Below are 26,800 nucleotides of genomic sequence, written 5' to 3' on the forward strand. Positions count from 1 at the left end.
CCTCCTTTAATTACTTCTTACTCGTGTTCGGCTTTGTTCAGCCTTCTTAGCTCTCCATTGATCTCTAATATTCATAAACACCTTGCTATATTGAACAATTTGAGCTATTTTATCTTGATTTTTTACAAGGGTGTTTTCCACATTATTTGTAATCGCTTGAACCGATTGATTAAACCCTTGTACACTCGTACCAACATCTTTTACTGCATCAACCACAGAATTTAAACTTTCAGATTTCTGTTGAATATCTGCAGCTAAATCATTCGTTTTTTGCAATAAAATAGTTGTTTCTCTTGTGACACCATCCAGTTGCCTTTCTAACCCGACAAGTGTTTTAGAAACACTATCCAGTGTAGTATGTAATGACTTCAATGTTCTCGCAACATAAATGACAAGAATCGTAAACGCAATAGCTATTAAAGCTACACTTAAGTATAAAAGATTTACCATATTTATCGCACCTCCACTTTATTGGTCTTTTCCCAGATTCGCGTTTGCTAAAACCTTAGTTTTATTATAATTGGAAAAACTTTCAGAAACAAATGATTCTTTAGCAAGAGTAAACCTACATTCGAAGCAAGTAATTTCTTCTCCCTATTTTTCTATTTTGAGTTTTTTTATTTAAGGAAAAAATATTTTCGGGTACAATAAGAGAGTTATCACATTTTTTTAAATTTTGGAGGTACATATGAAGGATCCACGAATTGATCAACTAGCAAAAAATTTAATTAATTATTCCATTCGCTTACAAAAAGGCGAAAAAGTTCTTATTGAAAACTTTGGACTTCAAAAGGAACTTGTAAAAGCGCTTGTGCGTGAAGCATATGCAGCTGGTGGTTATCCTTTTGTTTCACTGAAAGATAATGATATTAATCGCTCCTTGCTTTTAGGCGCTCAAACAGAACAATATGAAATGATGGCCCAATTCGAAGCAAATGTCATGAGTAATATGGACGCGTACATTGGGCTTCGAGCTGGTGATAACATTAATGAGCTTGCAGACGTTCCTGCAGAACAAATGAAAATTGAAGGTGCAACCATTGGCAAAAAGGTACATAGAGAAATTCGTGTACCAAACACAAAATGGGTAGTTCTTCGTTATCCAAGCCCATCCATGGCCCAGCTTGCGAGAATGAGCACCGATGCATTTGAAGATTTTTATTTCAACGTGTGTAACCTAGATTATGGAAAAATGGATAAAGCAATGGATAATCTAGTAGAATTAATGAATCGCACGGACAAAGTTCGCTTAACTGGTCCTGGCACTGACCTAACTTTCTCTATTAAAGATATTCCGGCAATCAAATGCTCTGGTCAAATGAATATTCCTGACGGCGAGGTTTATACTGCACCTGTACGTGATTCTATTAATGGTGTACTAACCTATAATACACCTTCGCCTTATCAAGGATTCACTTTTGAAAATGTCAGCCTGAAGTTTGAAAACGGAAAAATTGTCGAAGCAACATCTAATGACTCCGAAAGATTAAATAAAATTTTAGATACAGATGAAGGTGCTCGTTATATTGGCGAATTCGCTATTGGAGTAAATCCGTATATTCTACATCCAATGCAAGATATCTTATTCGATGAAAAAATCGATGGAAGTTTCCACTTTACACCGGGTCAAGCCTATGATGATGCTTATAACGGCAATGATTCCAATATCCACTGGGATATGGTAAATATTCAACGCCCTGATTATGGTGGTGGGGAAATCTACTTTGATGATGTACTCATAAGAAAAGATGGTAAATTTGTTATTCCAGAATTAGAAGTATTAAATCCAGAAAATTTAAAGTAAACTAGAAAAAGGAGATCAGAATATTTTCATTCTGATCTCCTTTTTCAATTTATGATTTGTTTTGATCTATTCTTTATGCTCTTCTCAAGCTGTTACCAGACTCATCCAAGTCAGTTGGCCATTTTCTTTAAGTTCACGGATCCACAAGTAAACAAGGTCTGCATAGGTAATTTTTTATGTCCCTTTAAAGGTGTCCATCGTATGCCATGCTTTTCTTTTGCATCAGGAACAAGTTGATCTAAAGCAATCATTTCTAATTGGTCTCTTTGAATAACTGTTTGGAAAGCATAATTTCACCTCTAAAAAATATCTATCTACATTTTAAAACCAAGAGCAGTTAAAATTCTAGACTAACATGATGAAACCAGGTTGATCGGAGCCGAAGGGGCGAGACTCCTATGGGAGATATGCAGTGACCCCCAAAAATTAAACACATTATTTTAACCTATGGTCTGAGTTCGATATTCTGTTGGACTCAGACCATTTAGTTTTGTTTTAATTCGTTTATGGTTGTAGTAATAAATATATTTTTCTAGTTCTTTTAAAAAATGCTCTTTATTTTTAAATTCCATGGAATAGAAAAACTCTGATTTTAGAATGCCAAAAAAATTCTCCATTACCGCATTGTCGTAACAGTTTCCTTTTCGCGACATACTTTGTGTGATTTTCCGTTCCTTTAAGGATTCACGATAAGACTTCATCTGATAATGCCATCCTTGATCCGAATGTAACAGGAGATTTGTATATTTCTTGGGCAAGCGCTTCATAGCCTTTTGTAACATTTCCGATACTAGCGAATAGGTCGGTCTAGATCCTGTGGTATACGTAATAATCTCTTGGTTAAATAAATCTAAAACAGGAGATAAATAGACCTTTTCGCCAAATAGCTTGAATTCGGTGATATCTGTTACCCATTTTTCATTCGGTTTTCTTGCAGTAAAGTCTCTTTTCAATAGATGGGGAGCAGTTTTTCCTACTACTCCTTTATAAGACTTATATTTAAGCCTAGTATTTTCATGATTCTTTGCACTTTTTTGTGATTGATTTTATATCCCCTGTTCTTTAATTCACTCCAAACACGACGATATCCATAACGGCCTTTATTTTCAACAAAGATAGAGGTAATCTCCTTTTTCCAATTTTCATCGGGATCTGGCTGATTCATTAACTTAACTCCATAGTAATACGTACTGCGACGAATATTCGCTATTTTGCATAACTTATTCACCGGATATTCATGCCTTAGTTCATACACGACCTTTATTTTGTCTTGTTTGGTGACTTTTCCTTGTCTTGAACTAAGGCATTCAACTTTTTTAAATACGCATTTTCCATACGTAATCGTTCTAATTCTCCCTTTATTTCTTTGATTTCATCTTTCTCTGCTTGTCCTTTTTTCTCCATGGTAGATTTCTCCTCTTTCCTGGAAACAAAGGCTACTTCCCCTAGACGATTATACTTCTCCTCCCACCGTTGGATAGTATACGGGGAAGGTAAGTTAAAGTAAGTGGCAGTATTCAGATAAGATGCCCCTGTCTCTACACGATATTTTAGTACCTCCAGTTTAAAGGAGGGTTCATACACCGTGCAACTATTTCGGGGCATTAGTGCCTCTACTCCATGCATTTGATATAACTTCCACCACTTTATGACTGATTTTTTATCGATCCCGATACGATTAGCAACTTCAAGAAAGGAAAATTTGCCACTTTCATATAGTACAATAGCTGATATTTTTTCTTCTATAGTCCACCGTTTTCTTTTATCCATACAAAAGCCCCAATTCTTGTGGTGTCCAATAATTGGGGTGCAGTTCAGATACGAGAAAGTCCGAGCGTATGCAACAAAGCGGCTCGGCACTCATGGATAGCGAACCCCTGTAGCGGAAGTCAACATCCCTATTAGAAGGAGTCACAAAAAAAGACCATAGACAAAACCTCAAATTTAAAAGAGTTTGTCTACAGTCTGAAGGAATCTGAATGTAAATTCTGATCCCTTTTTATTACCCTAATGTTTTTTCATAAGCACTTTGATATTTTTGAATATCTCCTGCACCCATAAACAAGATTACACTATTATCATGTTTTTTCAGAGAAGAAACTGTCTCTTCTGAAATAATTTTGCTTCCAGGTACCTTATCAGCTAAATCTGTAATACTTAGCTTTCCGTGATTCTCACGTGCAGAACCAAATATATCACATAGATAAGTAGAATCAGCTAAATTTAAGCTATCTGCAAATTCTTGAAGAAATGCTTGAGTACGAGAGAATGTATGTGGCTGGAATACAGCAACAATTTCTCTATCAGGATACTTTTGACGAGCAGCCTCCACCGTTGCTTTTATTTCGGTCGGATGGTGAGCATAATCATCGATAATAACCTGTGTACCAATTGTCTTTTCTGTAAATCTTCGTTTTACTCCTTCAAATGTCATTAAGCGTTCTTTAACGATTTCTGCATCTAGTTCCTCATAATGACTAAGCGTAATAACAGCTAAAGCATTTAAGATATTATGGTCCCCAAATGTCGGAATGGAGAAGGTGTTGTAATACGTATTACGTACATAAACTTCAAAAGTTGTACCTTCAGTTGTTTTTTCCACATTCCTCGCTTGGAAATCATTCTCATCTCCAAAACCATAAAATACAACTGGCACTTTTGCTTGAATCTTTTGTAAATGTTCGTCATCCCCGCAAGCAAAAATTCCTTTTTTAACTTGCCATGCCATCTCTTGAAAGGCAGAAAAAACATCTTCCACATTGGCAAAATAATCTGGATGATCAAAATCAATATTGGTCATCAATGCATAATCAGGGAAATAGGATAAGAAATGTCTGCGATATTCACATGCTTCAAAAGCAAAATATTCTGCTCCAGTTACCCCTTTCCCCGTACCATCACCAATTAAATATGCTGTAGGCTTTGCCCCCTTCATTACATGGGAAAGCAAACCAGTTGTAGATGTCTTTCCATGTGCTCCAGTTACAGCTATACTTGTAAATTGCTTCATAAAATCTCCAAGGAAACGATGGTATCGAATCACTGGAAGACCCAGCTTTACTGCTTCTTCTACTTCCTCATGTGTATCCGGAAATGCATTTCCTACAATAACATTCATTCCTGGTTGAACATTTTCACGTTGAAAAGGAAGAATTTTTATTCCAGCTTGTTCTAAAGCAATCTGAGTGAAAAATCTTTTATCCACATCAGAGCCTTGTACCTCAAAACCCATATCATGTAAAATTTGTGCTAACGCACTCATACCCGACCCTTTTATACCTACGAAGTGGTAAATAGTCATATAAAGAACCTCCAACTACGCATATCTTTTAACAGTATATGATATCCTCATTCAATTTGCTCATTGCATTTATGTATGCAACTTTGTTCACTTTATTTTTCTCATTCCATTAATTATTCATGTTTCTACAATACATTAACTTTTTTTTCCTTTTTTTATTTCACATTTATACATTATACCATCTTTCATGATGAAAAACTACGGAACAATATAATTCCAATCTATGGAAGCATTTTACGAAGTAATCCTTTCTCCGGTTATTCGTTTTCCTGTAATAACAGCAATTCACTTTCTGTTATTAATACGTCTCTAGGCTTTGTTCCTCTAGCTTCTGATATAAATCCCTGCTTTTCCATCATATCAATTAATCTCGCTGCTCGATTATATCCTATTTTGAATTTCCTTTGCAGACTAGATGTAGACGCTCCACCCTGTTCAATAATAAATTCACAAGCTTCGTAAAATAATTCATCTTCTTCTTCAGACATTTGAACTTTTTTTAACAGGTCTTCTTGTTCAAATAAATATTCTGGTTTTCTTTCTTTCCTAACATGTGCCACTACCTGATCAATTTCTTCATCTGATACAAATGTACCTTGCAATCGAACGGGCTTTGATGTTCCATTTTCTAAAAATAGCATATCCCCTTTACCCAAAAGCTTCTCGGCACCACTAATATCGATGACGGTACGTGAATCAATTTGAGAGGAAACAGAAAACGCAATTCGTGTTGGAACATTTGCCTTAATTAATCCTGTAATAACATCAACTGATGGTCTTTGTGTAGCAATTAATAGGTGAATCCCGCACGCCCTTGCCTTTTGAGCTATTCTACTAATCGCTTCTTCTACATCCGCAGGTGCCATCATCATTAAATCTGCTAACTCATCAATTACGATCACTAAATATGGCAATTTCTCACTATACCTTTTATGCTCTTCTGCTAATTGATTATATTTTGTAATATCTCTAACACCAGCATGTGCTAATAGCTCATATCTTCTTTCCATCTCTTCGACAGCCCATTTTAGTGCAGCAGTTGCCGTCTTTACATCTGTAATAACAGGACTTGCTAAATGGGGAACATAATTATATGGAGCTAATTCAACCATTTTAGGATCTACTAATAAGAGCTTCAATTCCTCTGGTTTTGCTTTGTATAGTAAGCTCACAAGCATTGTATTAATACACACACTTTTTCCAGATCCAGTCGCTCCAGCTATTAATCCATGTGGCATTTTGCGTAAATCTGTAACGATTGGTTTTCCTGAAATATCCAATCCCATTGCTACCGTTAAGGGAGAGGCTGAACTTTTAAATTCTTCACTTTCCAAAATCTCTCTTATAAGTACAGGTCGACTTTTTTGGTTTGGGACTTCAATTCCTACTGTATGCTTTCCAGGAATTGGCGCCTCAATTCTGATATCTTTTGCAGCCAAACTTAATTTTAAGTCATCAGAAAGATTGGTAATTTTGCTAACCTTAACTCCTGGTTCTGGTTGTACCTCATAACGTGTTACAGAAGGTCCTTGTGTAACATTTACCACCTTTGCATGAACATTGAAATTGGTAAATGTATCGTTTAAGAGCATAGTCTGCTCTTCAATCCAACCATCCTTTTCTATTTGCAAAATGGGTGGATTCAATAAATTTTCTTCGGGAAAAACGTAATAAGGTAAGTCATTTTGTTCCTCATCTTCTTTTTCTATCATAGAGGGAACTACTACTTCTGCCTGCGACTGTGGCTTTGGCTCCTCACATATTTTTTTCTCGACTTGTTGATTTGCCAATCGTTTTCTGTCTTTATTCAGCATCAACACATTAAAAGGTAAAGGACCTTTACGAGAAATTGTCTTCTTCTCCTCTATTTTCGCCTGGGAGGCTTCTTCCTTTTTTTCTACTACTAATTCTTCATCATTTTCCTGATAAACTTCTTCTACTACTTCCGCTTCTTCAAACTTTAACAATGATTGATTATTATCAAGTTCTTGGTCTTCTATTAAACTTTCTACCTGCTCATTTACTTCCTTTTCTGCTTCCCTGGCAAAAACGCTTAGAGAAGCAACATTCTCTATCTCTAATGCACTATCGGCTCTAGAAGTTATTTCTTCAGCGAAATATTCCTCAGCTTTTATAGAAAAAGATGTATCTTGCTCCATTATCCTGTCCACTGTTACCGTTTCTTGCGCAACAGCTGTCTCAGCTTTATGCAGTTCAACTGTCTCCACATGAATTTCGCCATGTTGTTGTCCAGCTTCTTGCGTTTCTGCTGACTCTATGTTACGTTCCGCTTCTTGAAGTTCTGCTACTTCCACATTCTTTTCCGCTTCTTGTAGTTCAGATGATTCTACATTTCTTTCCTCTTCTTGCGGTTCTGCTGCTTCTACATTCCTCTCTGCTTTTTGTGATTCAGCTATCTCCACATTCTGTCGAACTTCTTGTGATTCAACCACCTCATCATTCATTCCAGCGAATGTTAGTAGTTCTTCATTGCCTCTTGTTTTGTTCTGTTCTTTCTGGTTAATCCTCGCTTCTTTCGAAATTTCAACTTTTTTTTCTATTATTGGTCGTGATTCCGTAGTCCTTATCGATTTCCTTTCTGGACGGTTATATCCATATATCGGAGAAACAACTTCTGTAGGTTTGAAAGGACGATTAGTACTATATGTATTCGATACTTTTTCTTCCTTCTGATCGCTTTTCGTCTGTTCTGCATATGGTCGTTTAAATGGTTGATCGTTTTCACGTCTATTCTCTTGGAAGGCTTGCCTAGGTTCCCTTCTTTTCCTTCTATCCATCTCTTTCTTATCATCTATCTCTTCATCAGGAATTAGTGGAAAGCGAAAGTTCCCTTTCGGATATTGATAAATAATCTTTGAATCTATCTCTTTCTTCCATGCCGTAGACTCCATTTTCGGTTGCTGTTCTGCTTCAACCGATTCTTCAACTTGGTTCAGCTCCTCTTCTTCACTAGCAAACTGTTTAAATACTTTTTTGAACCAATTCACACGTAATCACTCTTTCTTTCCAATCTCATTACTATTTTAACAGTTATGTTCAGAATTTCGAGCACTATTTTTTAACAACTCTCCCTTTCCCTCTTTAGCAGAAGGTTAAACAAAGATAAATTCCCTCTTTGTTTTTTTAAATTGCCAACGCTCCAACAACTCTGGTTCTATAACTAGATACATTTATATATAGCAATTAAAAAAGAGACACTTTTTGAAAGTTTGTATATCCTAATTGCCTCTTTCATTAAGTCTCTCTTTTTTTCAGGTTAAAACAGGGAACTTATAGAAACATTCTAGCTTTTCAATCTACATAATTGTTATTTTAGTATAAAAATATTTCAATTAGATGTCATTCAAAAGTAAATTATAAATCGATTTGATTACATTGTCCCTATTCTTTTCCTCTTTTTTTATTTTTACCTAAAATAAATATAGGCTCTAATTCGCCACCCTCATACAGGAAAGATAGTGCTGTAATTGGAACTCTTCCGCTCGCAAAGAAACTCATCGTCATTTGAGCGAGGATATCGTATCCTGTTTCATTCCGAATATCACCTATAATAAGTACATCTTGATGAGGAACAGCTACCGTCATTGTGCCTTCACACTGATCATACATATCCTTTAAAAAGGCATCATTTAATATTCGACTTGCATCATAGCCATCATTGCTGTTTATAAAATAAAAAACATTACCAGCAACACTATCTGCTTTTACATTTGTGGATAAAGATCTTACATTAAAAAGAGCCATTTCCTTAATCGAAGCGGAAGACCAATTTTCTTTTTCCATCAATCTCTCATCAATAAGACGATAGGTATTCCCCATATCCAAAGCATAATATACTCTGGTTTCTGCCGTATGCTCTTCTGTTATAAAGGGAATTTCCTCATTTGATTGTTGAGGAAAAGAAGTAGAACGAATCACAGGAAATATTTTTTTCTCTTTTCCTTCTATTTCTTCATCTTTTTCAATTGCTCCTAAGCCATGTTCAATATAATAAACAATCTCATCGACTGCTTTTTCTTTTTTTGTTTCCCATTTTGCAATTATTTCAGGCAAGGAAACGGTAACTCCCTTTCCCGTTGCTTTACTTTCTATACGTACTTGATCTTTTTTACTATCAAATGTAAAAGTTCGATCCTCGTTACTTATTCGCTGCATGAGCATATCCTTCATTTTTTTACTTGTCATTTTCATTCTTGTTTCACTTCCGTCCTCTTCAATTTCTTCCTATTTATTATACTCTAAATGAATCGATAATCATCTTTTTAATAGGCAGTTTTTCTTGTAATCAATGGAAAAAGGTTATCTCCACTTAAAATATAGCAGGGAACTACGTCCCTTTCCAAGCTACATTTTATATAGGAGACAACCTTCTATAAGATAAACGTTTATTTTTACATATTACAGCAAAATAAAGAAAAAAATTCTCTACTGACTAAATAAGCCTTGACTATCCTTACTTGTGTTGAGAATAGGATAAATCATTCTATCGCCTATTGTTTTCCCTATAAAGATTCAATGAACTTTTCAATTTCTTCCTGTGTTTTTCGATCCTTGCTTACAAATCTGCCAAGTTCTTTCCCGCCCTCAAAAGCGATAAAGCTTGGAATACCAAATACATCTAGTTCTATACAAGTATCAATAAATTTATCGCGATCAACATGTATAAATGTATATTGATCAAATTTCGCTTCTACTTCTGACATAAATGGTTCGATAAATCGACAGTCTCCACACCATTCTGCTGAAAAAAGAAATATATGTTTCTCTGGACTATTTTTAAGCTCTGCAAATTCGTCTGCTGATTGTAAATGTTTCAATGTAAATGCCCCCTTCATAATATGTACCCTTTCATAAATAGTATCAGAATTATAGGTTCCTCACTACTAATATGCTTTCCTATTGCTACATTTTTATCACTTAATAGGAAAGCTTTTTCTATTTAAATTCAGCTAATTTCCAAAGTTCCTCTAGCTCTTATTTTCCTTGATATTCCAGTTGACCTAGAAGCAATTCAACAACATGTTCAAACATAGCAGTCCTATTAATTCTGCCGTTTGTGAATATTCCTATAGCACCTTCTGTTGAGCGAACATTTTCCTTTTGGGCATATTCATCCATAACCGGACCTAGTTCTCTTCCTGCAACTAGTTTTGTTTCAATTTCCTTTGGTAGTGGAATTCTTGCTCCACTAGCTATATAGGTGGTTCCATCCCTCCCAACAAGCGCTCCCCAATTAGTTAAAAAGAGAATACCATTTGTTCGGTGGACGCCTCCTTCTAAGCCAATCCCTATCTCGCCGGCTCCTTCCTGCAATGCAGCCTTCGCTCGGTTAATGGCTCCTTTGATCGTTTCCTCATCTGAAAATGGCTGTTCGCTTACCCCAGAGCTCACATTAAATGTAGCAAACTCTATAGTCATATCTTTTTCTAAACAGTTTTTTACTGCTTTTACTTTTGCTTTATTATTGGTGCCAATACAAACTTTCACTTTGCTTCACTCCTAATATAATGACCAAACAGTTTATAAAAAAGGTATCTCACATATACCAATCGTATTGGAGATACCTTTAATTAAATTTTTTAAGATGAATTATCTATAAAATAGTTTTGTTTTTTATTGATTTGCACGTAGTGTTTCAATGGTTGTATGATCCGTCGTTTTTACTAATTTAGTTAACAGTTCTTTTGCAGCCGCATAATCATCGATGTGGATAATAGAAGCACTTGTATGAATATAACGTGAGCATATGCCAATAACAGCACTAGGTACACCATTATTTGAAATATGAACCTGTCCCGCATCCGTTCCGCCTGGTGAAATAAAGTACTGATAGGCAATATTATTAGATTCCGCTGTATCTAAAATAAATTCTCTCATCCCTTTATGCATAACCATCGTTGCATCATAAATGCGTAACAATGCTCCTTTTCCAAGCTGACCAAATTGGTTTTTATCACCTGATGCATCATTTGCAGGACTTGCGTCTAAAGCATAAAATACATCTGGCTTAATCATATTAGCTGCAGTTCTAGCTCCTCTAAGACCTACTTCCTCTTGCACAGTAGCCCCAGAATATAAGATATTTGGAATCTCCTCTTCTTGAAGATTCTTTAACAATTCAATCGCTAAACCACAACCATAACGATTATCCCATGCTTTTGCCATAATTTTCTTTTCATTAGCCATTGGCGTAAATGGACAAATTGGCACAATCATTTGACCAGGCTTAATCCCAATTTTCAATGCATCTTCCTTATCATCCGCTCCGATATCGATCAGCATATTTTTTATATCCATTGGTTTACTTCTTAAGGCTTCGTCCAATAGATGTGGAGGAATCGAACCGATTACCCCAATAACAGGTCCTTTATTAGTTATAATCTGTACTCTTTGTGCTAAAAGGACTTGACTCCACCAGCCACCGATAGGCTGAAAACGAATCATTCCGTTATCCGTGATTGCTGTAACCATAAAACCAACCTCATCCATATGTCCGGCAACCATAACTGTTGGTCCATTTTCCGTTCCTCTTTTTACCCCAAAGATACTGCCAAGGTTATCTTGCACGATTTCATTTGTATAAAGACTTAATTGTTCTTTCATAAATTTTCGAACTTGATGTTCATTTCCAGCTACTCCCGGAAGTTCCGTTAATGTTCGGAACATATCTAATGTTTGTTGTTCCATTCTAGTTAAACCCCTTTAATAACTATGTATTTTAATAATATATTTATTGTACCGAAATATCTAACTGCATACCACTACTTTCCTCTACCCAATTAGAAATTATCCAATTTAAAACTTAGAACCAGTTTTCAGGAAGAAGTCGGCTAATCATTTCTTCTATGATATAAATTAGTTATAATAACAATATCTACTTTTTTGTAGTTTGAAGTACTTAGCCTAATACAAGAAAATACGACACAAAAAATAAGGAGTTCTATTATGAATTGGAAACATATCATAGGCGGTGTTGTGGCAGGACTAGCCGCAAGCTATATCGTAAAAGAAGTCATTGCTAAAAATAGTAGTCTTTCGGGTGACCAGGTCTTATCTTTAGCTAAAACAGCTTTTAAAGAAAAGGGACCGATTAATGGATCTTGGATAAATATGGAGAAAGAAATACTTCATACGCGCGAATCTTCCCTTACTGTTTATAGAGGTGGTATCACGCGCTTGAATGGTGATACCCAAGAAGTATATGAATTCATTTCAGATAGTGAGACAGGCAGAATTCTTGATGTTAATCAATTATCTTAACTTTTATTTTAGCGATAATAAGTGGCTTTTAACAAATATAAAACCCAACCAACGATACGAAATGTTTTTGGAATTCCGCATCATTGGTTGGGTATATCTCGGCTGGAAAGCTTACTCTCCAACCTCTTTTCCCCTTATTTAAATTGCACTTCACAACGATAAATTCTATTGCCTCTATTGGAAAATTTCTCTTCATATTCAGTCATGATATTGCCCTCATAATCGCTGTTATGCAAATCAAGGCTTACATATTTTAAAAGCATTCCATATTCAGAAAAACTCTTAAGAGAGTATTCAAACAGCCCTTGGTTATCTGTTTTAAAATGCACTTCTCCTTTATCAATTAGGACTGATTGATAAGAATCCAAGAACGTTTTATACGTTAGTCTCCGTTTTTCGTGTCTTGTTTTTGGCCAAGGATCTGAAAAATTCAAATAAACTCGGGCAATTTCTCCTTTTTCAAAATAATCCTTAAGCTTTTCTGCATTTATATTCATTAACTTCAAGTTTGGTACTTCTGCTTCAATTAATCGATCTAACGCAGAAACTATGACACTTTCCTGAAGTTCTACGCCGATATAATTAATGGAAGGATTTGCTTTTGCCATTTCTGTGATAAATCTACCTTTTCCAGTTCCAATCTCAATATGGATCGGCCCTTTTTGACTAAATGCCTGATCCCATTTACCTTTCCAATCTTCCGGGGTTTGGATAACATATTGCGGATATGCGCTTAATTTATCTTTCGCCCATGGTTTATGTCTTAATCGCATGTGGACACTCCTTATTAATAACTATCGTTTCAAACAATATCATGCATTATACATCGATGCAATACTCTTTTCTTGGCAATTGATTATTTTTGAAGGATAAATTTACATTAGGAACATTTGAATAAAGAAAAAAAGAATTCACAACCTATAAGTGAATTCCTTAACTGGTATTTGAAAAGAATGATTTTACTCTTTTCATACTAGAACCTATAGAAAGGGTGTTCTAAGTATGCCTATAAACCACGAGCATCAATTAGCATTATTAGCCGATATTCTTAGTAATCAACAAACAGACTGCTGTGGATCTGTAGCGGAATGCGAGCAGATCGAGAGATTGATTACTTCTTTAAGAACCAATGATCAAATTGATCAAAATATCCTTCCGATTTTAGAGGAAGTACATCTTTACAGCAAGCAAGGTGTCAATGCCTCCAATTTAGACAATCATATTCATTCACACCAAGACCAATTATCGCAATGGGTAGATGGAATTAACAATTTATCTTAAAAAGGTAAATGGCCGATTAATCAATGTCATGTAAAAATTGCATCCATTTTTGCATTTCGCTATATCGGCCTTTTTTCTTATACCAACGTATGGAATTAATCGTTTGAGCAATAACATACCATTTCATTCTTAAGGATAAATGATCGGTTAGTTCATACCCGTAAGTATGTAACCAATTTTTCCAATCTTCTTTTGGAATATACCAATAAAGTAACATGCCTAAATCAATTGCTGGATCTGCAATCATTGCACCATCCCAGTCAATTAAATACAACTGGTTGTCTTCAGAAAGCAGCCAGTTGTTATGATTTACATCACAATGACAAACGACATGCTCTGTTGTTTTGATAAATGGAAGATTCTCCTCTAAAAATTGGATATAACGAGTGATATCTTCGTTATCTTTTAATTCATCGTCTATTTCTGCTTTTATGACTGACAAAATCATTTCAGGATGAAAAGATGTTTTACCTAGTCTTTTGAGCATCTCTAATAAAGGCTTAGAGGTATGAATTTTTTTGAGTAACATGGTTACTCTTTCATCCGTCATATCCGAATGACCAAATTCTCTACCAATCAGCCATTGCTGGGCAGTAAAAACATCTCCGTTTTCAAATCTTTTTGTCCAAACAAGTTTTGGGACAATTCCTTCTGCTGACAGCACAGCTAAAAATGGAGACGAATTTCGTTTTAAAAAAAGCTTCTGTCCATTATTTTGTGCAAAAAAGGCTTCGCCTGTTTCTCCACCTGCAGGAGTTATTTCCCAATCTTGCCCTAATAAATGTTCCAAAATTGTTCACCTACTATATATTATGCTCCAAAAAAAAGATGAGAAATTCCTGTTTGAGTCTTTTTTGTCCTAAATTTGTAGGAAGAACAAACAAAAATGGTTATTAGCTATTCATCAATTATAGTAAATTATACTCATCGTACAGCTATCAATCTTTAACTAGCACATATGTGCCTAAAATTTAATGAGATAAAAAAGAAAAAGGACATAGTATCCATACAATTATACTATGTATCCAATATTTCCAATCATTTTATATTAAATTTTACTTAAATACTTATTTTTAATTGAAAGTTTCTCATTTAAATATTATCTCTTATTTCATTTTTTAGTCAAGTGAATCTCCAGTTAAAATAAATATTTCTATTAAAAAAATATCGGATTCTCCTATTAAGAACATCTCTTGTTAAATTCCCACTATTCAAGCAATAGATAATCTCACTTGCCAAATAGCATACTATTTGGCAAGTATCGTTACACTGCTTGGGTTAACTATTAGGCTATCTCCATGTATTGTTGGATAGTCGTCTTCATATACGATTCCGTCTTCCACAAGTATCTTCCATTCATCTTCCGGACAAAAGCCTTCCTCGGCAGAATCATTACCATTTATCAATACGATGATAGTTTCCCATTCTCCAAGTTGCTGCAAATCATCTAAACAATACTGGATAATGTTATTTGCTTGCTGATTTATGGTTACATGTTTTTGGATTTCCTGCACAGATCGTAAGCGAAAAGCACGATTATTTTTTCTTAGGGAAATTAATCCTTTTATATAGTCAACATTCATTAAGAATTGGTCTTTTCTATTCCAATCTAACTGATTAATCTCATCAGGCGATTGATAACTATTTTCCACACCAAATTTTGTGCGGAAAAATTCCTGTCCTGAATGCAAGAAAGGGATTCCCTGACTTAGAAGAACGAGAGAAGTTGCCAGTCGATGTTTTCTTCTTTTCTCTTCATCTGATGCCTCTGGAAAACAAATATCAATTTTATCCCATAATGTATGATTATCATGTGATTCCACATAGTTTACAGATTGCCCTGGTTCAAGAAACATGCCACCCTCTTTATAGATTCCAACGCTTCCAGCTAATAATTCAGCAATTTCTCCTTTATATTGCTTATTTCCAAGCGCGTACCCTCGATCATATTGATCAAAGGTGCTCCCCTTTATTTTATCTCTAAATTGATCATTAAACTGGCCAATTCCAGGCAGCGACTGTTGATTAGCAATAATGGCTTTCTCATCATGGTTGATAGGAGTTGCAAGATCCCAGCCTTCTCCAATAATTAAGATACTCTTATCAATATTATCACAAATTGACCGGACTTCATTCATAGTTTGGCAATCAAGTATCCCCATCAAATCGAACCGTAATCCATCTATTTGATACTCTTCTATCCAAAAACGAACGGAATCCACAATGAATCTCCTTACCATCGATCGTTCAGAAGCAATGTCATTCCCTACTCCAGTTCCATTTGCTGGCATACCATGCTTATCATAGCGGAAGTAATAACCTGGAACGATTTTTTCAAAAGAGGAATCTTCCTTTTTATAGACATGATTATACACAACATCCAAAATGACACGAATGCCTTGTTCCTGTACAGCATGAATCATTTCTTTCAATTCATTAATTCTTACATAAGGATCCATTGGGTTTGTTGAGTAACTGCCCTCTGGAACATTATAATGGGAAGGGTTATAGCCCCAATTATATTTTTTTAGTACCTCTAACTCATCAATTTCTTCAAAGTCATGTACTGGGAGAAACTCTATATGGGTAACACCTAAGTTTTTAATATAGGTTAGTCCTGACAGATTGTTTCGGGGCGTACGCGTATTTAATTCTGCCACTCCAACATATTTGCCCTTTTGCTGAATTCCACTGTCAGGATGTATCGTTAAATCGCGAATATGCGCTTCGTAGATGATACTATCTACACTCTGTTCTAACGGCGGCAAGACTGGTTTCTGCCTTTTGGTTTTATTTAAGTCAACGATTACTCCTGTTTCCCCATTTACAGAAACAGCGACAGCATATGGATCAATCGCTTCTTTCCATTCCAAGTTAATAAGGACTAGATAGCTGTAATAATAACCTTCCAAATCTGCTAAATAGGTTGTTTTCCAAACGCCTTTTTCTTGTCTTTCCATCTCTACGATTCGTCTTTCCTTACTAGATGAATCTGGGGATTGCAGCACTAATTTCACTTGTTGGGCAGTGGGAGCCCACAGATAGAAAGTGCTCTGATCGGAAGCATAATGAACACCTAGTGGTCCATCATAATAAAATTGCTTATCAAATAAAGGTGTTCTGATAACCGCACCTATCTGTAAATCTGTCACACCTTTATTTCCATCTTCAACTTCATATTTTTGTCCGATTTGTATCTTATCATGCGCACGGCATTTGTACTTGACGAAATGCTGCATTTTTTCTTTGGATTCAATCACAAGATTAGTAGCTTGTTTATCCCCTCTTAATATAAATGATGTTGATTCCCCATGAAAATACGAATAGGGAAGTAGAACAGTTATTAATGACATTTCATCTAAATAGGCAAAGAAACTCCTTCTTATCGATAACAAATCCCTCAACTCCCTTTTCTCATGAACATCCATCTATTCTCAACTTCCCCATTATTGCTTATGATTCCTCTGTATCCCATTCATACCTTCTTTTTGAATTCGTCAAACCATAATGTAAAAGACTTTCTGCTGCTTTTAATTGAATTGCTTTAATTGGCGAATGGTTATTTCTCATTTTATAAAACCAATCTTCATAGTTTCTTTTTTCGATAATTTTCAAATCATATGGTGGTGCTGGAAAATCAACATAGCCATTTCGAGTAAGAATTACTTTTTGTACAGGTAAAGTGGTGTCATACTTTTCTAGAATACCCTTTACAATTTTCTCTGTTCTGTTTATAGATATGACAGGACTAAGAATCTTTTTCTCCTTATCCCCCTTTTTTTTAAGCCAAAATTTATCATTCGAACCAACAAATACTGCTGAGTTCTCCGCTTCTAGAACATGTATACACCAAACTTCTGTTGGTGTAACTATAATGGTGTCCAATTCAACCGGAGCATTCTTCAATTGGAACAGCGGTTGATAGAGAACCAAAAATGTATCTGGGAATCTTTGCAAGAAATATTTTAATAAATCATCATAATAAAGTGTTTTTTTTACTTCTGACATTTCTGTGAGCGTAGAACTGGCCCATTTTAGCTGAAATTCAAATAATTGATTTAGAAATTGCTGTTTTAACTCATCGATTGATTGTGGATGTTTATATTTTTTGGCATCGTAATCGAAGTCTAGTTCTTCTTCATCTTCTTCCTTTTTTTGGCTATCATTTATTTTTGCCACTTCTGTTTCTTCCAACTTATTGCGATTTAAGATAGTTTTCTTTACTCTTTCCAGCAAAGTCGGTTTTTCCATTAACCAGTTGTCTTCTATTGGGTTCTCTATGTAAAAGAGACTTCTGTCTTTTGTATCAAAAGCTCTCTTTAGCCCTGTCCACTGTTGCTTTTTTAAACGAACGAAACGTGATGGATACAAGACGATGTTCTGCTCATATCGCGAAACGTAATCTTGTAATTTGATTAACTGCGCCAAGCTTTTCCCCCCTATATTACATGTTTCTATTGCTTGTGATTATGAAAGCTGTAACTTTTTATTATCTCATATTTAGGTATTTTATCCATATGTGTTTGAAACAGATGAATACTATCAATATTAGAAATTAAATTTTTAGGCAATGCAAACTCGTTTAACTCCTGCTCTGAAAAGATGGAGTCTTCCTTCCATTTTCTTGCTAAAGTCATATGTGGATGAAATGGCCGCGTTTCTAACTGAAAACCAGCCTTGCTGCTTGCAGCAAAGACCTGATTTCTTAACTCAACCAGTTTCTGCTCTTCTTTCATCCCTGCCCAGAATATCCTCGGACTTTGTCGCTGGCCGAAAACACCCAAATGATCTATATGTATTTGAAAATCGGTACTTAAAGGGAATTGATTTAAAAGAGTTTGTAACTTTTCCCTTTGTTCATCGGAGGCACTTCCTAAAAAGGCAAGTGTAATATGATAATCTAAAGGATGTACCCATCTTTTAAAAGGAAATTTTATTTGTAACTCTTTTCGCATCTTTTCTATTTCATTTATAACTTGTACATCTGGCTTAATACCAATAAAATAATGCGGAATAGTCGTTTTCATATCTAATCTTCCTTTTAGCCTTTTTCTCCAGAGTGTTGTTTCCTCATAAAATTCATTAAATTCCGGCCCCTTAATGCATGACCTGGCATCCTTTATAAGAAATATACTTTATGGAGAACAGCCTGTCTTTGTTTTGTCTTTGCTCCTAGTAACTTTATTCTATTATATAACCTATCGGATTAATTTTAACCGTATCTGTACGATGTTTTAGAAATATATATCTTACTATACCTTATTTTCCATTGAATTACTTTCTTAAAAAAAATGAGTTGTCTCAGAGACATGGCTATTAGCCAGACTGAAACAACTCATTTTTATTTTTATTTAGCAAATGCTAATTGCTTATTTGTCCACACTCACTAATGATTGCTTCAACAAATAAATTTTGGAGTTTTTTTGTCATTTCTCCAACTTTTCCTTCCTTAACGGGGACATTATTCACAGAAACGATTGGTGTAACTTCGGAAGTTGTGCTGGATAAAAAAACTTCGTCTGCATCGATTAAATCTTCGATAGAAAATGCCTTTTCTTCAACCTCAATCCCATTTTCGCCACATAATTGAATAATTTTTTGTCTAGTAATTCCATTTAATATAAATTGATTCGCTTCATGTGTTTGAATCTTTTCTCCATTTACAATCCATATATTTGAAGAGCTTCCTTCTGTTACAGATAATTCTCTATACTGGATGCTTTCATAACAATCTGCTTCTGTAGCTTTTTGTTTCGCCATTACATTACCAAGCAAATTTAAACTTTTTATATCACATCTTGACCATCTAATATCTTCTACTGTAATGGTACTCACCCCATTCTCTAGATTATCAAGTGGTCTATTTAACATCTTAGTATAAGCTACAAACGTTGGAGTAACAGCTTCTGTTGGGTAACTATGATTTCGCGGGCTCACGCCTCTTGTGAATTGCATATAAATGATACCGGTGCTTAATGAGTTTTTGGCAATTAATTCTTCTAAAAGAGTGGTTAATTCTGAGATAGAATAAGAAATAGCTATGCCTATTTTTTCACTGCTTGCAGATAATCGTTCAAGATGTTCCTTTGCCATGAACATTTTACCATTGTACACACGGATTACTTCATATATTCCATCGCCAAACTGATAACCTCTATCTTCAATATCTACTTTCGCTTGTTCTCTTGGTATAAATTCCCCATTCATTAACACCATTCTCATTTTCTCTTCTCCTTTAATAAAACTTTATTTAGCTAATTCATATATTGCTTGTGCATAAATAGCAGTTGCCTTCAACAAATCTTCTATATACATATATTCATCTTTTTTGTGTGCAATATCTTCTCTTCCTGGAAAGAGTGGTCCGAATGCAACCCCTTTTTCTAGCGATCTGGCATAAGTGCCTCCACCAATTGATAATAGCTTCGCCTTTTCACCAGTTTGCTCTTCATAGACCTTACTTAGTGTCTGAATTAATTCAGAGTCTTTTTCTACATAATGCGGTTTAGAATCCGAAAAGTTTTCAAGACTGAAATTATATTCTGCTAGTAATTTTATTAATTTTTCTTTTGTTTGATCCATATCATTTGTGACAGGATAACGTACTGTCTGTCCTATTTTTCCACCATGATCTGCCTGATAATCCAAAATCCCAGCATTTAGGGTCAGCTCTCCTGTTATCTCATCCTCATAATCGATACCAAGTTTTTTTCCTCTAGAGTCATTCACAAAGAAGTTTTTTACAAATTGAAAATAATGGTCCGCTTTTTCATCCAATTCTAACTCTACGAGAAAATTAGCCAGCTTTAATCCAGCATTTATCCCATTATTAGGCTCTAGACCATGTGCTGAAACTCCTTCTAACTCTAAAACTAAATCGCCATTATCAACTAAATAGCGGCCAGGGATATTTTCAAGTTTCAAATAATTTTGATATCGTTGAATAACCTCCGTTTGCGCTCCTTCTTTGACTTCTAACACAGCTTGCGCAAAGTCTGGGACCATATTATATCTTCTACCTGATGAAAAACGGAGAATTTTAACTTCACCAGAATCGCTAGATGCTTCCGTGTATTTTTGTACGATGTCAAAATCAGAAATTCCTTTTTCCGCATAAATAATCGGAAAATCTGCATCAGGGGCAAATCCGATTGTAGGCATACTTTCTTCTTGGAAATAAGTATCTACACATCTCCAATCACTTTCTTCATCGGTTCCAATAATCATTCGAATCTCTTTCGTTAAGGGAAGGTGCAGCTCCTTCACAATTTTCATTGCATAGTAAGCAGCCATTGTAGGGCCTTTATCATCTAAAGCGCCTCTTGCGAATATTTTACCATCGCGAATCTCTGCCTTGTAAGGGTCACTTGTCCATCCATCTCCCTCAGGAACAACATCTACATGGCAAAGAACCCCAACGCTTTCTGCCCCCTCACCATAAAGTAAATGTCCAGCAACATTTTTTACATTCTTACTAACAAAACCATCTTTTTCACCTAATGATAGCATATAGGTTAATGCCTCTTTCACGCCTTTTCCAAAAGGTGCATCCTCTGTTGCATTTTCTTCATCTAACACACTCTTTATTTGTAACAGCCCTTGCAAATCCTTAATAAAACTATCTTTACGATTATGTACTTCATTTAACCAATCAATTGAACTCATAGCTGCCTCCTTGCAAGCTTATAAATATATTATAGGAAAAACATATCATAAAACGCTTTATATGAAAAATAAAAGCTTTAAATCCCTATTTCACTAAATTATTATTAAGTATAGTATACCTTTTATTAAAAACAAAGCTATACTATATTTAATCTAGCATATGGAAGGAATGTATTTAATTGGGATATGTAGAAGATTTAAGAAAGCTTGTCGGAAAAATGCCTGTTATTCTCGTTGGAGCCGTAGTTATCCTGTTCACTAAAGACCAGAAAGTACTTTTGCAAGAGAGAAAACATCCTAAACATGTGTGGTGTTTACCCGGTGGATTAATGGAATTAGGAGAAAGTACAGAAGAAACAGCAAAACGAGAAGTTTTCGAAGAAACGGGTCTTCAAGTAATGAATCTTCAATTACTATCCGTTTATTCTGGAAAAGATTATTTTGCGGTGGCAGCAAATGGAGATCCATTTTACACTGTAACAACTGCCTACTGCACTTCAGAATATGAAGGAAAGCTCAAAAATGATCAAGAAGAGGCATTCAGTCTCCGATATTTCAATTTTGATGAACTACCAGAAAAAATGGTCGGGAGCCATCGAAGAATGATTGAGGATTTTAAAATGAATATAAAGGAAATTTAAAAAAGCTTATCCGTTTTATTTTTTATTCCATTTGGTTTATCAACCATAAAAATCGGGAAATAAAATTATTTACTTACTTTTTGCATTTTTATTCATATCATAAACATAAATTCCATATGATGAATGTAAAGAACCCTGCAGGGGGTGGTAAATTAAGACATAAATAAGCAAATATTTTGTAAATTAACGCAAATAATGTAGAATATATTAGTAAATAGGGGTACAATATTTATATAGAATTTCATTCTATTAACTATTTCACTATTTATTTAACCAGTTGAAAAGGGGTTGTCTGTGGAAAAGAAAATTACATACGCTTGAAGATTTTACTCTTCAAATAAGCTGTCGGTCGCTGGAATTTGCCAAAGGTTTGAAAAAAGGATAGGGAGTGGTTTATTGAAACCTTCAACTAACCGGATGTTAAACCGTATCAAATCCGTCTACATGTTTATTAGTAAGCGTGGAACTGTTACAACACAAGAGCTAGTGGAGGAATTTGGTATTACTCCGCGAACGATTCAAAGAGATTTGAATGTGTTAGCTTATAATGACTTGGTACAAAGTCCAAGTCGTGGAAAATGGACAACAACTAGAAAAAAAGTAAAAATGACATCCTAAAACGAATGGAACGAACTTAAGATTAAAATTTGTATAATAAAAAGCAAAAACCTTACTAGATTTTCAGGAAAGGATTGATATTTTCCTAAAATCCAAGTAAGGTTTTTACTTTCATTCCGCTAATAGGAGCTATTAAAACCCCATGTAATTATTTTACTTCATAGTTTCTTAACAGCTCTATTTCTTCTTCTGTCAACTCCCGATATTCTCCAAGCTCTAGTGTTTCATCCAGTTCTAGTGGTCCCATGGAAATCCGTTTTAAATAAACAACTTTTTTCCCAACACTTTCAAACATTCTTTTCACTTGATGAAATTTCCCTTCTGAAATCGTTAGTTCAATATCAGAAGTTTCGCCAGCTTTTAATATTACTAGGTGACCAGGCTTCGTAAGGTATCCATCATCTAAAACAACACCCTTTTTAAACGCCTCGACATCCTCTTCGCCTACTTCCCCTCTGATAACAGCAAAGTACGTTTTCGGAACATGTTTTTTGGGAGATAATAAACGATGCGCTAATTTCCCATCATTTGTGAGCAGAAGTAATCCCTCTGTATCCTTATCCAACCTACCTACAGGAAAAGGATTATAAACGGAATCCTCTATTTGCAGAATGTCTACCACTGTTTCTTCTCTTGTATCTTCAGTTGCAGAAATAATGCCAGGCGGCTTATTCATCATTAAGTAAATAAACTCTTTATATTCGACTATTTCATTATTTAACGATACTTCGTCCTTTTCAGGATCTACTTGGTGCTTTGCATCTTTAATAATTACATCATTTACTTTTACTGCCTTATTTTTCAGGAGCATTTTCACTTCTTTTCTGCTTCCATACCCTAAATTAGCGAGCATTTTATCTATTCGCATATAAACTCAACCTCTATCTATTATTTCTGTTTTTAAAGGCTCTTTTCTATTATTTATAAGCTTGCTTCCTATTGTTTCTACTAAATTAAAAAGGAAGTCTTAGTTTTTGTTTTATTTTAAAAGCTTGCTCTCCAAAAATGCGATAAACCAATTTGGAGCGGTAAGCTAAATAAACGTACATGAGGACTCCAAAAACAGCTACAATTACAACCATTAATAAAGAAGCTACAACAGACTCTGTTGATAAAAATAAACGGAGTAATGAATAGACAATATCTGTTATGATATACATCATTATCGAAAATCCAATGATGAGAATGCTTCTTCGAATAACTATTTTATAGGAATAATTTGCATATGCTTTTATTACTCCTAAATTAATTAAGATAGATACTGTATACCCTAATGAAGTTGCAAGGATAGCGCCATTTGTTTCCCATCTTTCTATGAACGGGATATTTAAGCTTAATTTAATTAAAATCCCTACTAATAAACTTAATATAGTAAATCGTTGCTCATTTAACCCTTGTAAGATGGACGCGGTAACTGGATAAAGGGAAAAAAGAATGGCAACAGGAGCATACAATCTTAGCACTTCTGCACCCATTAGAAGATCTTCTGTCCCATAAAACAACCGATACACCGGCTCTGCTAGAACAGAAAGGCCAATACATGCTGGCAAAGTAATAAATAATAAGACTTGGAAAGTTTGATTTAAGTTTGTGGCAAGACCGGTATGATCCTCTTTTATAAAGGCTCTTGTAATCATTGGAATTAATGCCATTGAAAAACCAGTTGCAAGCGATACAGGAATAATAATGATTTTATGGGTTTGGTAATTAAAAATATTTAAGGCTGTTTCAGAAATTGAACTTAGCCCAATACTACTCATCGCACGGTTAAAAGTGACGGTATCGATTGCCTGAAATAAAGGATTCGCAACTCCCACGAAAACAAACGGAGCAGCAGACAAAAGAATTTCTTTATACATAGAGCGCAGACGAATATCTGTCTGCATGCCTTTATCATATAATAAAAGATTATCATACTCGTCTTTACTTTTTCTCCAATACAATAACAGCACAGCAAGTCCCCCTATTGCTCCAACAAACGCAGCAAAAACGGAAATACTTACTGCTGTAATCAACTTTCCTTTTAATAAAAACAGAACAATAGCTGACCCGCCAAGTAAGAAAACAATCCGAACAATCTGCTCGATTACTGTCGAGACAGCTGAAGGTGCCATTGCATCATGTCCCTGAAAAAAGCCTCTGATTAAACTCATAAATGGAACGACAATCAACGCAAAGCTAACTGCGCGGATAACTGTTGTAACCTGCCCTACGGTTGAGGTCAAGTCATCGTCTGATATAATAAGCCCGGCTAGAAAGGGAGCTGCTGCATATAAAGCTAAAAAAGACAGAACCCCACTTGCCAGCATGATCATTAATCCTGACTTAAATAATCTTCTTCCAACTTTATATTCTCCCATTGCATTATATTTCGAAATAAATTTACTTACAGCCAATGGAATACCAGCTGTTGCAATACTTATTACAATAGTATAAGCTACATAAGAATATTGATATAGCACTGTCCCTTGTTTTCCGACAATCATATTGAATGGTATAACATAAAATAAACCTAACGCTTTGGATATGATAGTCCCAAGTGTTAAAATAAATGTGCCTTTAAGCAATTTTGATGACATAAAATCCCTTCCTTAAACGAAGCTCTCTTAAAACGTTACACAAATAAGTATTTTACCATGAAAATAGGCAATAAAATATATTCGACTAAAAGTAAATATGAACATTTTCTAACACACTATTAGTAGTGTACCCTTTCTTAAAAAGAAACGCTACTTTTAATAAAAAGCATGATGCTGATATGGCTCACAATAAAAGGAAATAACCTCTTTTTTAAATAAATGAGTCACTGACATATTCCTTTAAAAGATAGATACAAACTAAAATAATAGCAAAAAAAACGATACTTCTTCAAGAAAGTAGGATGTAATATGCAATATGATGTAATCGTGATTGGCGGAGGACCATCAGGATTAATGGCTGCAATTGGAGCGGCGGAACAAAAGGCGAAAGTATTACTAATCGATAAGGGAAATAAGCTTGGCAGAAAATTAGCAATTTCAGGAGGAGGCCGTTGTAACGTGACCAACCGGCTTCCAATAGAGGAAATTATAAAACATATTCCCGGAAATGGTCGTTTTCTCTACAGTGGATTTTCTGAATTTAACAATGAAGATATTATCGCTTTTTTCGAAAACCTGGGAATTGCTTTAAAGGAAGAAGATCATGGAAGAATGTTTCCTGTCTCTAACAAAGCACAATCAGTCGTAGATGCCTTATTAAGCGAACTAGATAGATTAGGGGTAACCATTCAGACAAATTCCCCAGTTAAGACAGTTAACTATCATGAAAATAAAACAAAAACGGTGATTCTACAAAATGGTGAAACTAAAACCTGTAAGTCACTAATCATTGCAGTTGGTGGTAAATCTGTTCCACATACTGGTTCTACAGGGGATGGTTATGCATGGGCTAAAAAAGCAGGGCATACAATAACGGATTTATTTCCAACAGAAGTACCTATCACTTCGAAAGAAGCATTTATTCAAAATAAAACCTTACAAGGGGTTTCGCTAAGAGATGTAGCATTAAGTGTGCTTAACCCAAAAGGCAAGCCTATTATTACCCATCAAATGGATATGATTTTCACCCACTTTGGCATTAGCGGCCCAGCTGTATTACGCTGCAGCCAATTTGTCGTGAAGGCAAAGAAAAAATGGAATTTAGAGGAAGTGAAAGTTTCCATTGATTCATTTCCAGATAAAAAAGAAGAAAAGCTTTTACAAGATACAATGAAATTACTAAAAACTGAACCAAAGAAAGCAATTAAAAATACGTTAAAAGGTCTATTGATAGAGCGCTATTTATTATATTTGCTGGAGCTAGCAAATATCGATCCAGCTGCTCCATGTGCGACTATTTCTCAAGATAAAATAAGAGTATTTGTTGGTCTATGTAAAGCTTTCACCTTTGATGTAAACGGAACGTTACCGATAGAAAAAGCTTTTGTCACTGGCGGTGGTGTATCTATTAAGGAAATTGCACCTAAGACAATGGAATCGAAAATGACGGAAGGATTATTCTTCTGTGGTGAAATATTAGATATTCACGGATATACTGGAGGTTATAATATTACATCAGCTTTTGTAACGGGAAGGCTGGCAGGTGTCAATGCTGCTTCAGTTGCTAAAAGCGAGTAAAAAATAAGCAGAGGTGCTTTCCATAAAGTCACTCTGCTTTTTATTTTTCTCT

General features: G+C 35.1%; 23 protein-coding genes and 1 pseudogene. 6 read left to right on the top strand and 18 right to left on the bottom strand.

All coding sequences use genetic code 11. The features are described from left to right. Nucleotides 1–6: 6 nt before the first annotated feature. A complete protein-coding gene (locus NSQ92_RS15755) occupies nt 7–450 on the bottom strand; it encodes a DUF948 domain-containing protein (protein WP_047944494.1) in 444 nt (147 codons plus the stop codon). A 238-nt stretch (nt 451–688) separates the two neighbouring features. On the opposite strand from NSQ92_RS15755, the gene NSQ92_RS15760 reads away from it, so the two are divergent. Next, entirely contained in the window at nt 689–1,804 is a 1,116-nt protein-coding gene (locus NSQ92_RS15760) for an aminopeptidase (protein ID WP_047944495.1), read from the top strand. Nucleotides 1,805–1,914: 110 nt separating this feature from the next. On the opposite strand, the gene NSQ92_RS26845 is transcribed toward NSQ92_RS15760, so the two are convergent. The 8 genes and pseudogenes from NSQ92_RS26845 to NSQ92_RS15795 form a co-directional block, all read right to left on the bottom strand. After that, complete coding sequence (locus NSQ92_RS26845; RefSeq protein ID WP_445669270.1) at nt 1,915–2,055, bottom strand: transposase; 141 nt, start codon at nt 2,053–2,055, stop codon at nt 1,915–1,917. Nucleotides 2,056–2,244: 189 nt separating this feature from the next. Next, nucleotides 2,245–3,574: pseudogene (locus NSQ92_RS15765) on the bottom strand (IS3 family transposase). 232 nt (nt 3,575–3,806) lie between these two features. Continuing rightward, nucleotides 3,807–5,105 carry a UDP-N-acetylmuramate--L-alanine ligase gene (gene murC / locus NSQ92_RS15770; protein WP_047944496.1) on the bottom strand — a complete coding sequence of 433 codons (1,299 nt, stop codon included), beginning with the start codon at nt 5,103–5,105 and terminating at the stop codon, nt 3,807–3,809. 257 nt (nt 5,106–5,362) lie between these two features. Continuing rightward, complete coding sequence (locus tag NSQ92_RS15775; RefSeq protein ID WP_341152950.1) at nt 5,363–8,113, bottom strand: DNA translocase FtsK; 2,751 nt, start codon at nt 8,111–8,113, stop codon at nt 5,363–5,365. Nucleotides 8,114–8,507: 394 nt separating this feature from the next. Further along, nucleotides 8,508–9,311 (bottom strand): DUF1444 domain-containing protein, encoded by an 804-nt coding sequence (locus tag NSQ92_RS15780; RefSeq protein ID WP_047944527.1) that lies wholly within the window; start codon nt 9,309–9,311, stop codon nt 8,508–8,510. Between the two features lie 317 nt (nt 9,312–9,628). Continuing rightward, complete coding sequence (locus NSQ92_RS15785) at nt 9,629–9,943, bottom strand: thioredoxin family protein (RefSeq protein WP_047944498.1); 315 nt, start codon at nt 9,941–9,943, stop codon at nt 9,629–9,631. A 157-nt stretch (nt 9,944–10,100) separates the two neighbouring features. Further along, entirely contained in the window at nt 10,101–10,613 is a 513-nt protein-coding gene (locus NSQ92_RS15790) for a DUF84 family protein (RefSeq protein ID WP_047944499.1), read from the bottom strand. Nucleotides 10,614–10,739: 126 nt separating this feature from the next. Continuing rightward, a complete protein-coding gene (locus NSQ92_RS15795) occupies nt 10,740–11,813 on the bottom strand; it encodes a M42 family metallopeptidase (RefSeq protein ID WP_047944500.1) in 1,074 nt (357 codons plus the stop codon). Nucleotides 11,814–12,071: 258 nt separating this feature from the next. Between NSQ92_RS15795 and NSQ92_RS15800 the strand changes: the two genes are divergently transcribed. Further along, a complete protein-coding gene (locus NSQ92_RS15800; protein WP_047944501.1) occupies nt 12,072–12,386 on the top strand; it encodes a PepSY domain-containing protein in 315 nt (104 codons plus the stop codon). Between the two features lie 134 nt (nt 12,387–12,520). Here the strand turns inward: NSQ92_RS15800 and trmB are convergent, their stop codons facing one another. Continuing rightward, on the bottom strand, nt 12,521–13,159 hold the full coding sequence (trmB, locus tag NSQ92_RS15805; RefSeq protein WP_047944502.1) for a tRNA (guanosine(46)-N7)-methyltransferase TrmB: 639 nt from the start codon (nt 13,157–13,159) through the stop codon (nt 12,521–12,523). A gap of 229 nt (nt 13,160–13,388) precedes the next feature. Between trmB and NSQ92_RS15810 the strand changes: the two genes are divergently transcribed. Next, nucleotides 13,389–13,667, top strand: a complete 279-nt coding sequence (locus tag NSQ92_RS15810; protein WP_047944503.1) for a YtzH-like family protein — start codon at nt 13,389–13,391, stop codon at nt 13,665–13,667. A gap of 16 nt (nt 13,668–13,683) precedes the next feature. On the opposite strand, the gene NSQ92_RS15815 is transcribed toward NSQ92_RS15810, so the two are convergent. The 6 genes from NSQ92_RS15815 to pepV all read right to left on the bottom strand — a co-directional run bounded on the left by NSQ92_RS15815 (nt 13,684) and on the right by pepV (nt 21,332). Next, nucleotides 13,684–14,457: a phosphotransferase family protein gene (locus NSQ92_RS15815; protein ID WP_047944504.1), complete on the bottom strand. Its 774-nt coding sequence runs from the start codon at nt 14,455–14,457 to the stop codon at nt 13,684–13,686. Nucleotides 14,458–14,914: 457 nt separating this feature from the next. Then, nucleotides 14,915–17,062, bottom strand: a complete 2,148-nt coding sequence (gene pulA, locus NSQ92_RS15820) for a type I pullulanase (RefSeq protein WP_144581411.1) — start codon at nt 17,060–17,062, stop codon at nt 14,915–14,917. Nucleotides 17,063–17,120: 58 nt separating this feature from the next. After that, on the bottom strand, nt 17,121–18,095 hold the full coding sequence (locus NSQ92_RS15825; RefSeq protein WP_341152952.1) for a nuclease-related domain-containing protein: 975 nt from the start codon (nt 18,093–18,095) through the stop codon (nt 17,121–17,123). Nucleotides 18,096–18,121: 26 nt separating this feature from the next. After that, nucleotides 18,122–18,694 (bottom strand): RNA 2',3'-cyclic phosphodiesterase, encoded by a 573-nt coding sequence (gene thpR, locus NSQ92_RS15830; protein WP_061798763.1) that lies wholly within the window; start codon nt 18,692–18,694, stop codon nt 18,122–18,124. 334 nt (nt 18,695–19,028) lie between these two features. Further along, nucleotides 19,029–19,889 (bottom strand): D-amino-acid transaminase, encoded by an 861-nt coding sequence (gene dat, locus NSQ92_RS15835; protein WP_047944507.1) that lies wholly within the window; start codon nt 19,887–19,889, stop codon nt 19,029–19,031. A gap of 24 nt (nt 19,890–19,913) precedes the next feature. Next, nucleotides 19,914–21,332, bottom strand: coding sequence for a dipeptidase PepV (gene pepV, locus NSQ92_RS15840; RefSeq protein ID WP_047944508.1), 1,419 nt, complete (start codon nt 21,330–21,332; stop codon nt 19,914–19,916). 179 nt (nt 21,333–21,511) lie between these two features. On the opposite strand from pepV, the gene NSQ92_RS15845 reads away from it, so the two are divergent. Then, nucleotides 21,512–21,973: an NUDIX hydrolase gene (locus tag NSQ92_RS15845; RefSeq protein ID WP_341152953.1), complete on the top strand. Its 462-nt coding sequence runs from the start codon at nt 21,512–21,514 to the stop codon at nt 21,971–21,973. 396 nt (nt 21,974–22,369) lie between these two features. Then, the gene (locus NSQ92_RS15850; protein ID WP_016202849.1) at nt 22,370–22,591 is read left to right on the top strand and encodes a DeoR family transcriptional regulator; all 222 of its coding nucleotides are present in this window, start codon (nt 22,370–22,372) and stop codon (nt 22,589–22,591) included. Between the two features lie 148 nt (nt 22,592–22,739). On the opposite strand, the gene NSQ92_RS15855 is transcribed toward NSQ92_RS15850, so the two are convergent. Next, entirely contained in the window at nt 22,740–23,459 is a 720-nt protein-coding gene (locus NSQ92_RS15855) for a pseudouridine synthase (RefSeq protein WP_047944510.1), read from the bottom strand. Nucleotides 23,460–23,544: 85 nt separating this feature from the next. Then, nucleotides 23,545–25,170 (bottom strand): putative polysaccharide biosynthesis protein, encoded by a 1,626-nt coding sequence (locus NSQ92_RS15860; protein ID WP_047944511.1) that lies wholly within the window; start codon nt 25,168–25,170, stop codon nt 23,545–23,547. Nucleotides 25,171–25,479: 309 nt separating this feature from the next. On the opposite strand from NSQ92_RS15860, the gene NSQ92_RS15865 reads away from it, so the two are divergent. Next, on the top strand, nt 25,480–26,748 hold the full coding sequence (locus NSQ92_RS15865) for a BaiN/RdsA family NAD(P)/FAD-dependent oxidoreductase (RefSeq protein ID WP_047944512.1): 1,269 nt from the start codon (nt 25,480–25,482) through the stop codon (nt 26,746–26,748). The last annotated feature ends 52 nt before the right edge of the window (nt 26,749–26,800 follow it).

The sequence above is a fragment of the Niallia sp. FSL M8-0099 genome, assembly GCF_038006945.1.
GTDB classification, from domain to species: domain Bacteria; phylum Bacillota; class Bacilli; order Bacillales; family Cytobacillaceae; genus Niallia; species Niallia circulans.

What these genes read in the sequence shown, in the direction of transcription:
- NSQ92_RS15755 (WP_047944494.1), bottom strand. Translation starts at nt 450, where the DNA reads ATGGTAAATCTTTTATACTTAAGTGTAGCTTTAATAGCTATTGCGTTT.
- NSQ92_RS15760 (WP_047944495.1), top strand. Translation starts at nt 689, where the DNA reads ATGAAGGATCCACGAATTGATCAACTAGCAAAAAATTTAATTAATTAT.
- NSQ92_RS26845 (WP_445669270.1), bottom strand. Translation starts at nt 2,055, where the DNA reads ATGATTGCTTTAGATCAACTTGTTCCTGATGCAAAAGAAAAGCATGGC.
- murC (WP_047944496.1), bottom strand. Translation starts at nt 5,105, where the DNA reads ATGACTATTTACCACTTCGTAGGTATAAAAGGGTCGGGTATGAGTGCG.
- NSQ92_RS15780 (WP_047944527.1), bottom strand. Translation starts at nt 9,311, where the DNA reads ATGACAAGTAAAAAAATGAAGGATATGCTCATGCAGCGAATAAGTAAC.
- NSQ92_RS15795 (WP_047944500.1), bottom strand. Translation starts at nt 11,813, where the DNA reads ATGGAACAACAAACATTAGATATGTTCCGAACATTAACGGAACTTCCG.
- NSQ92_RS15800 (WP_047944501.1), top strand. Translation starts at nt 12,072, where the DNA reads ATGAATTGGAAACATATCATAGGCGGTGTTGTGGCAGGACTAGCCGCA.
- trmB (WP_047944502.1), bottom strand. Translation starts at nt 13,159, where the DNA reads ATGCGATTAAGACATAAACCATGGGCGAAAGATAAATTAAGCGCATAT.
- NSQ92_RS15810 (WP_047944503.1), top strand. Translation starts at nt 13,389, where the DNA reads ATGCCTATAAACCACGAGCATCAATTAGCATTATTAGCCGATATTCTT.
- thpR (WP_061798763.1), bottom strand. Translation starts at nt 18,694, where the DNA reads ATGAAAACGACTATTCCGCATTATTTTATTGGTATTAAGCCAGATGTA.
- dat (WP_047944507.1), bottom strand. Translation starts at nt 19,889, where the DNA reads ATGAGAATGGTGTTAATGAATGGGGAATTTATACCAAGAGAACAAGCG.
- pepV (WP_047944508.1), bottom strand. Translation starts at nt 21,332, where the DNA reads ATGAGTTCAATTGATTGGTTAAATGAAGTACATAATCGTAAAGATAGT.
- NSQ92_RS15855 (WP_047944510.1), bottom strand. Translation starts at nt 23,459, where the DNA reads ATGCGAATAGATAAAATGCTCGCTAATTTAGGGTATGGAAGCAGAAAA.
- NSQ92_RS15860 (WP_047944511.1), bottom strand. Translation starts at nt 25,170, where the DNA reads ATGTCATCAAAATTGCTTAAAGGCACATTTATTTTAACACTTGGGACT.
- NSQ92_RS15865 (WP_047944512.1), top strand. Translation starts at nt 25,480, where the DNA reads ATGCAATATGATGTAATCGTGATTGGCGGAGGACCATCAGGATTAATG.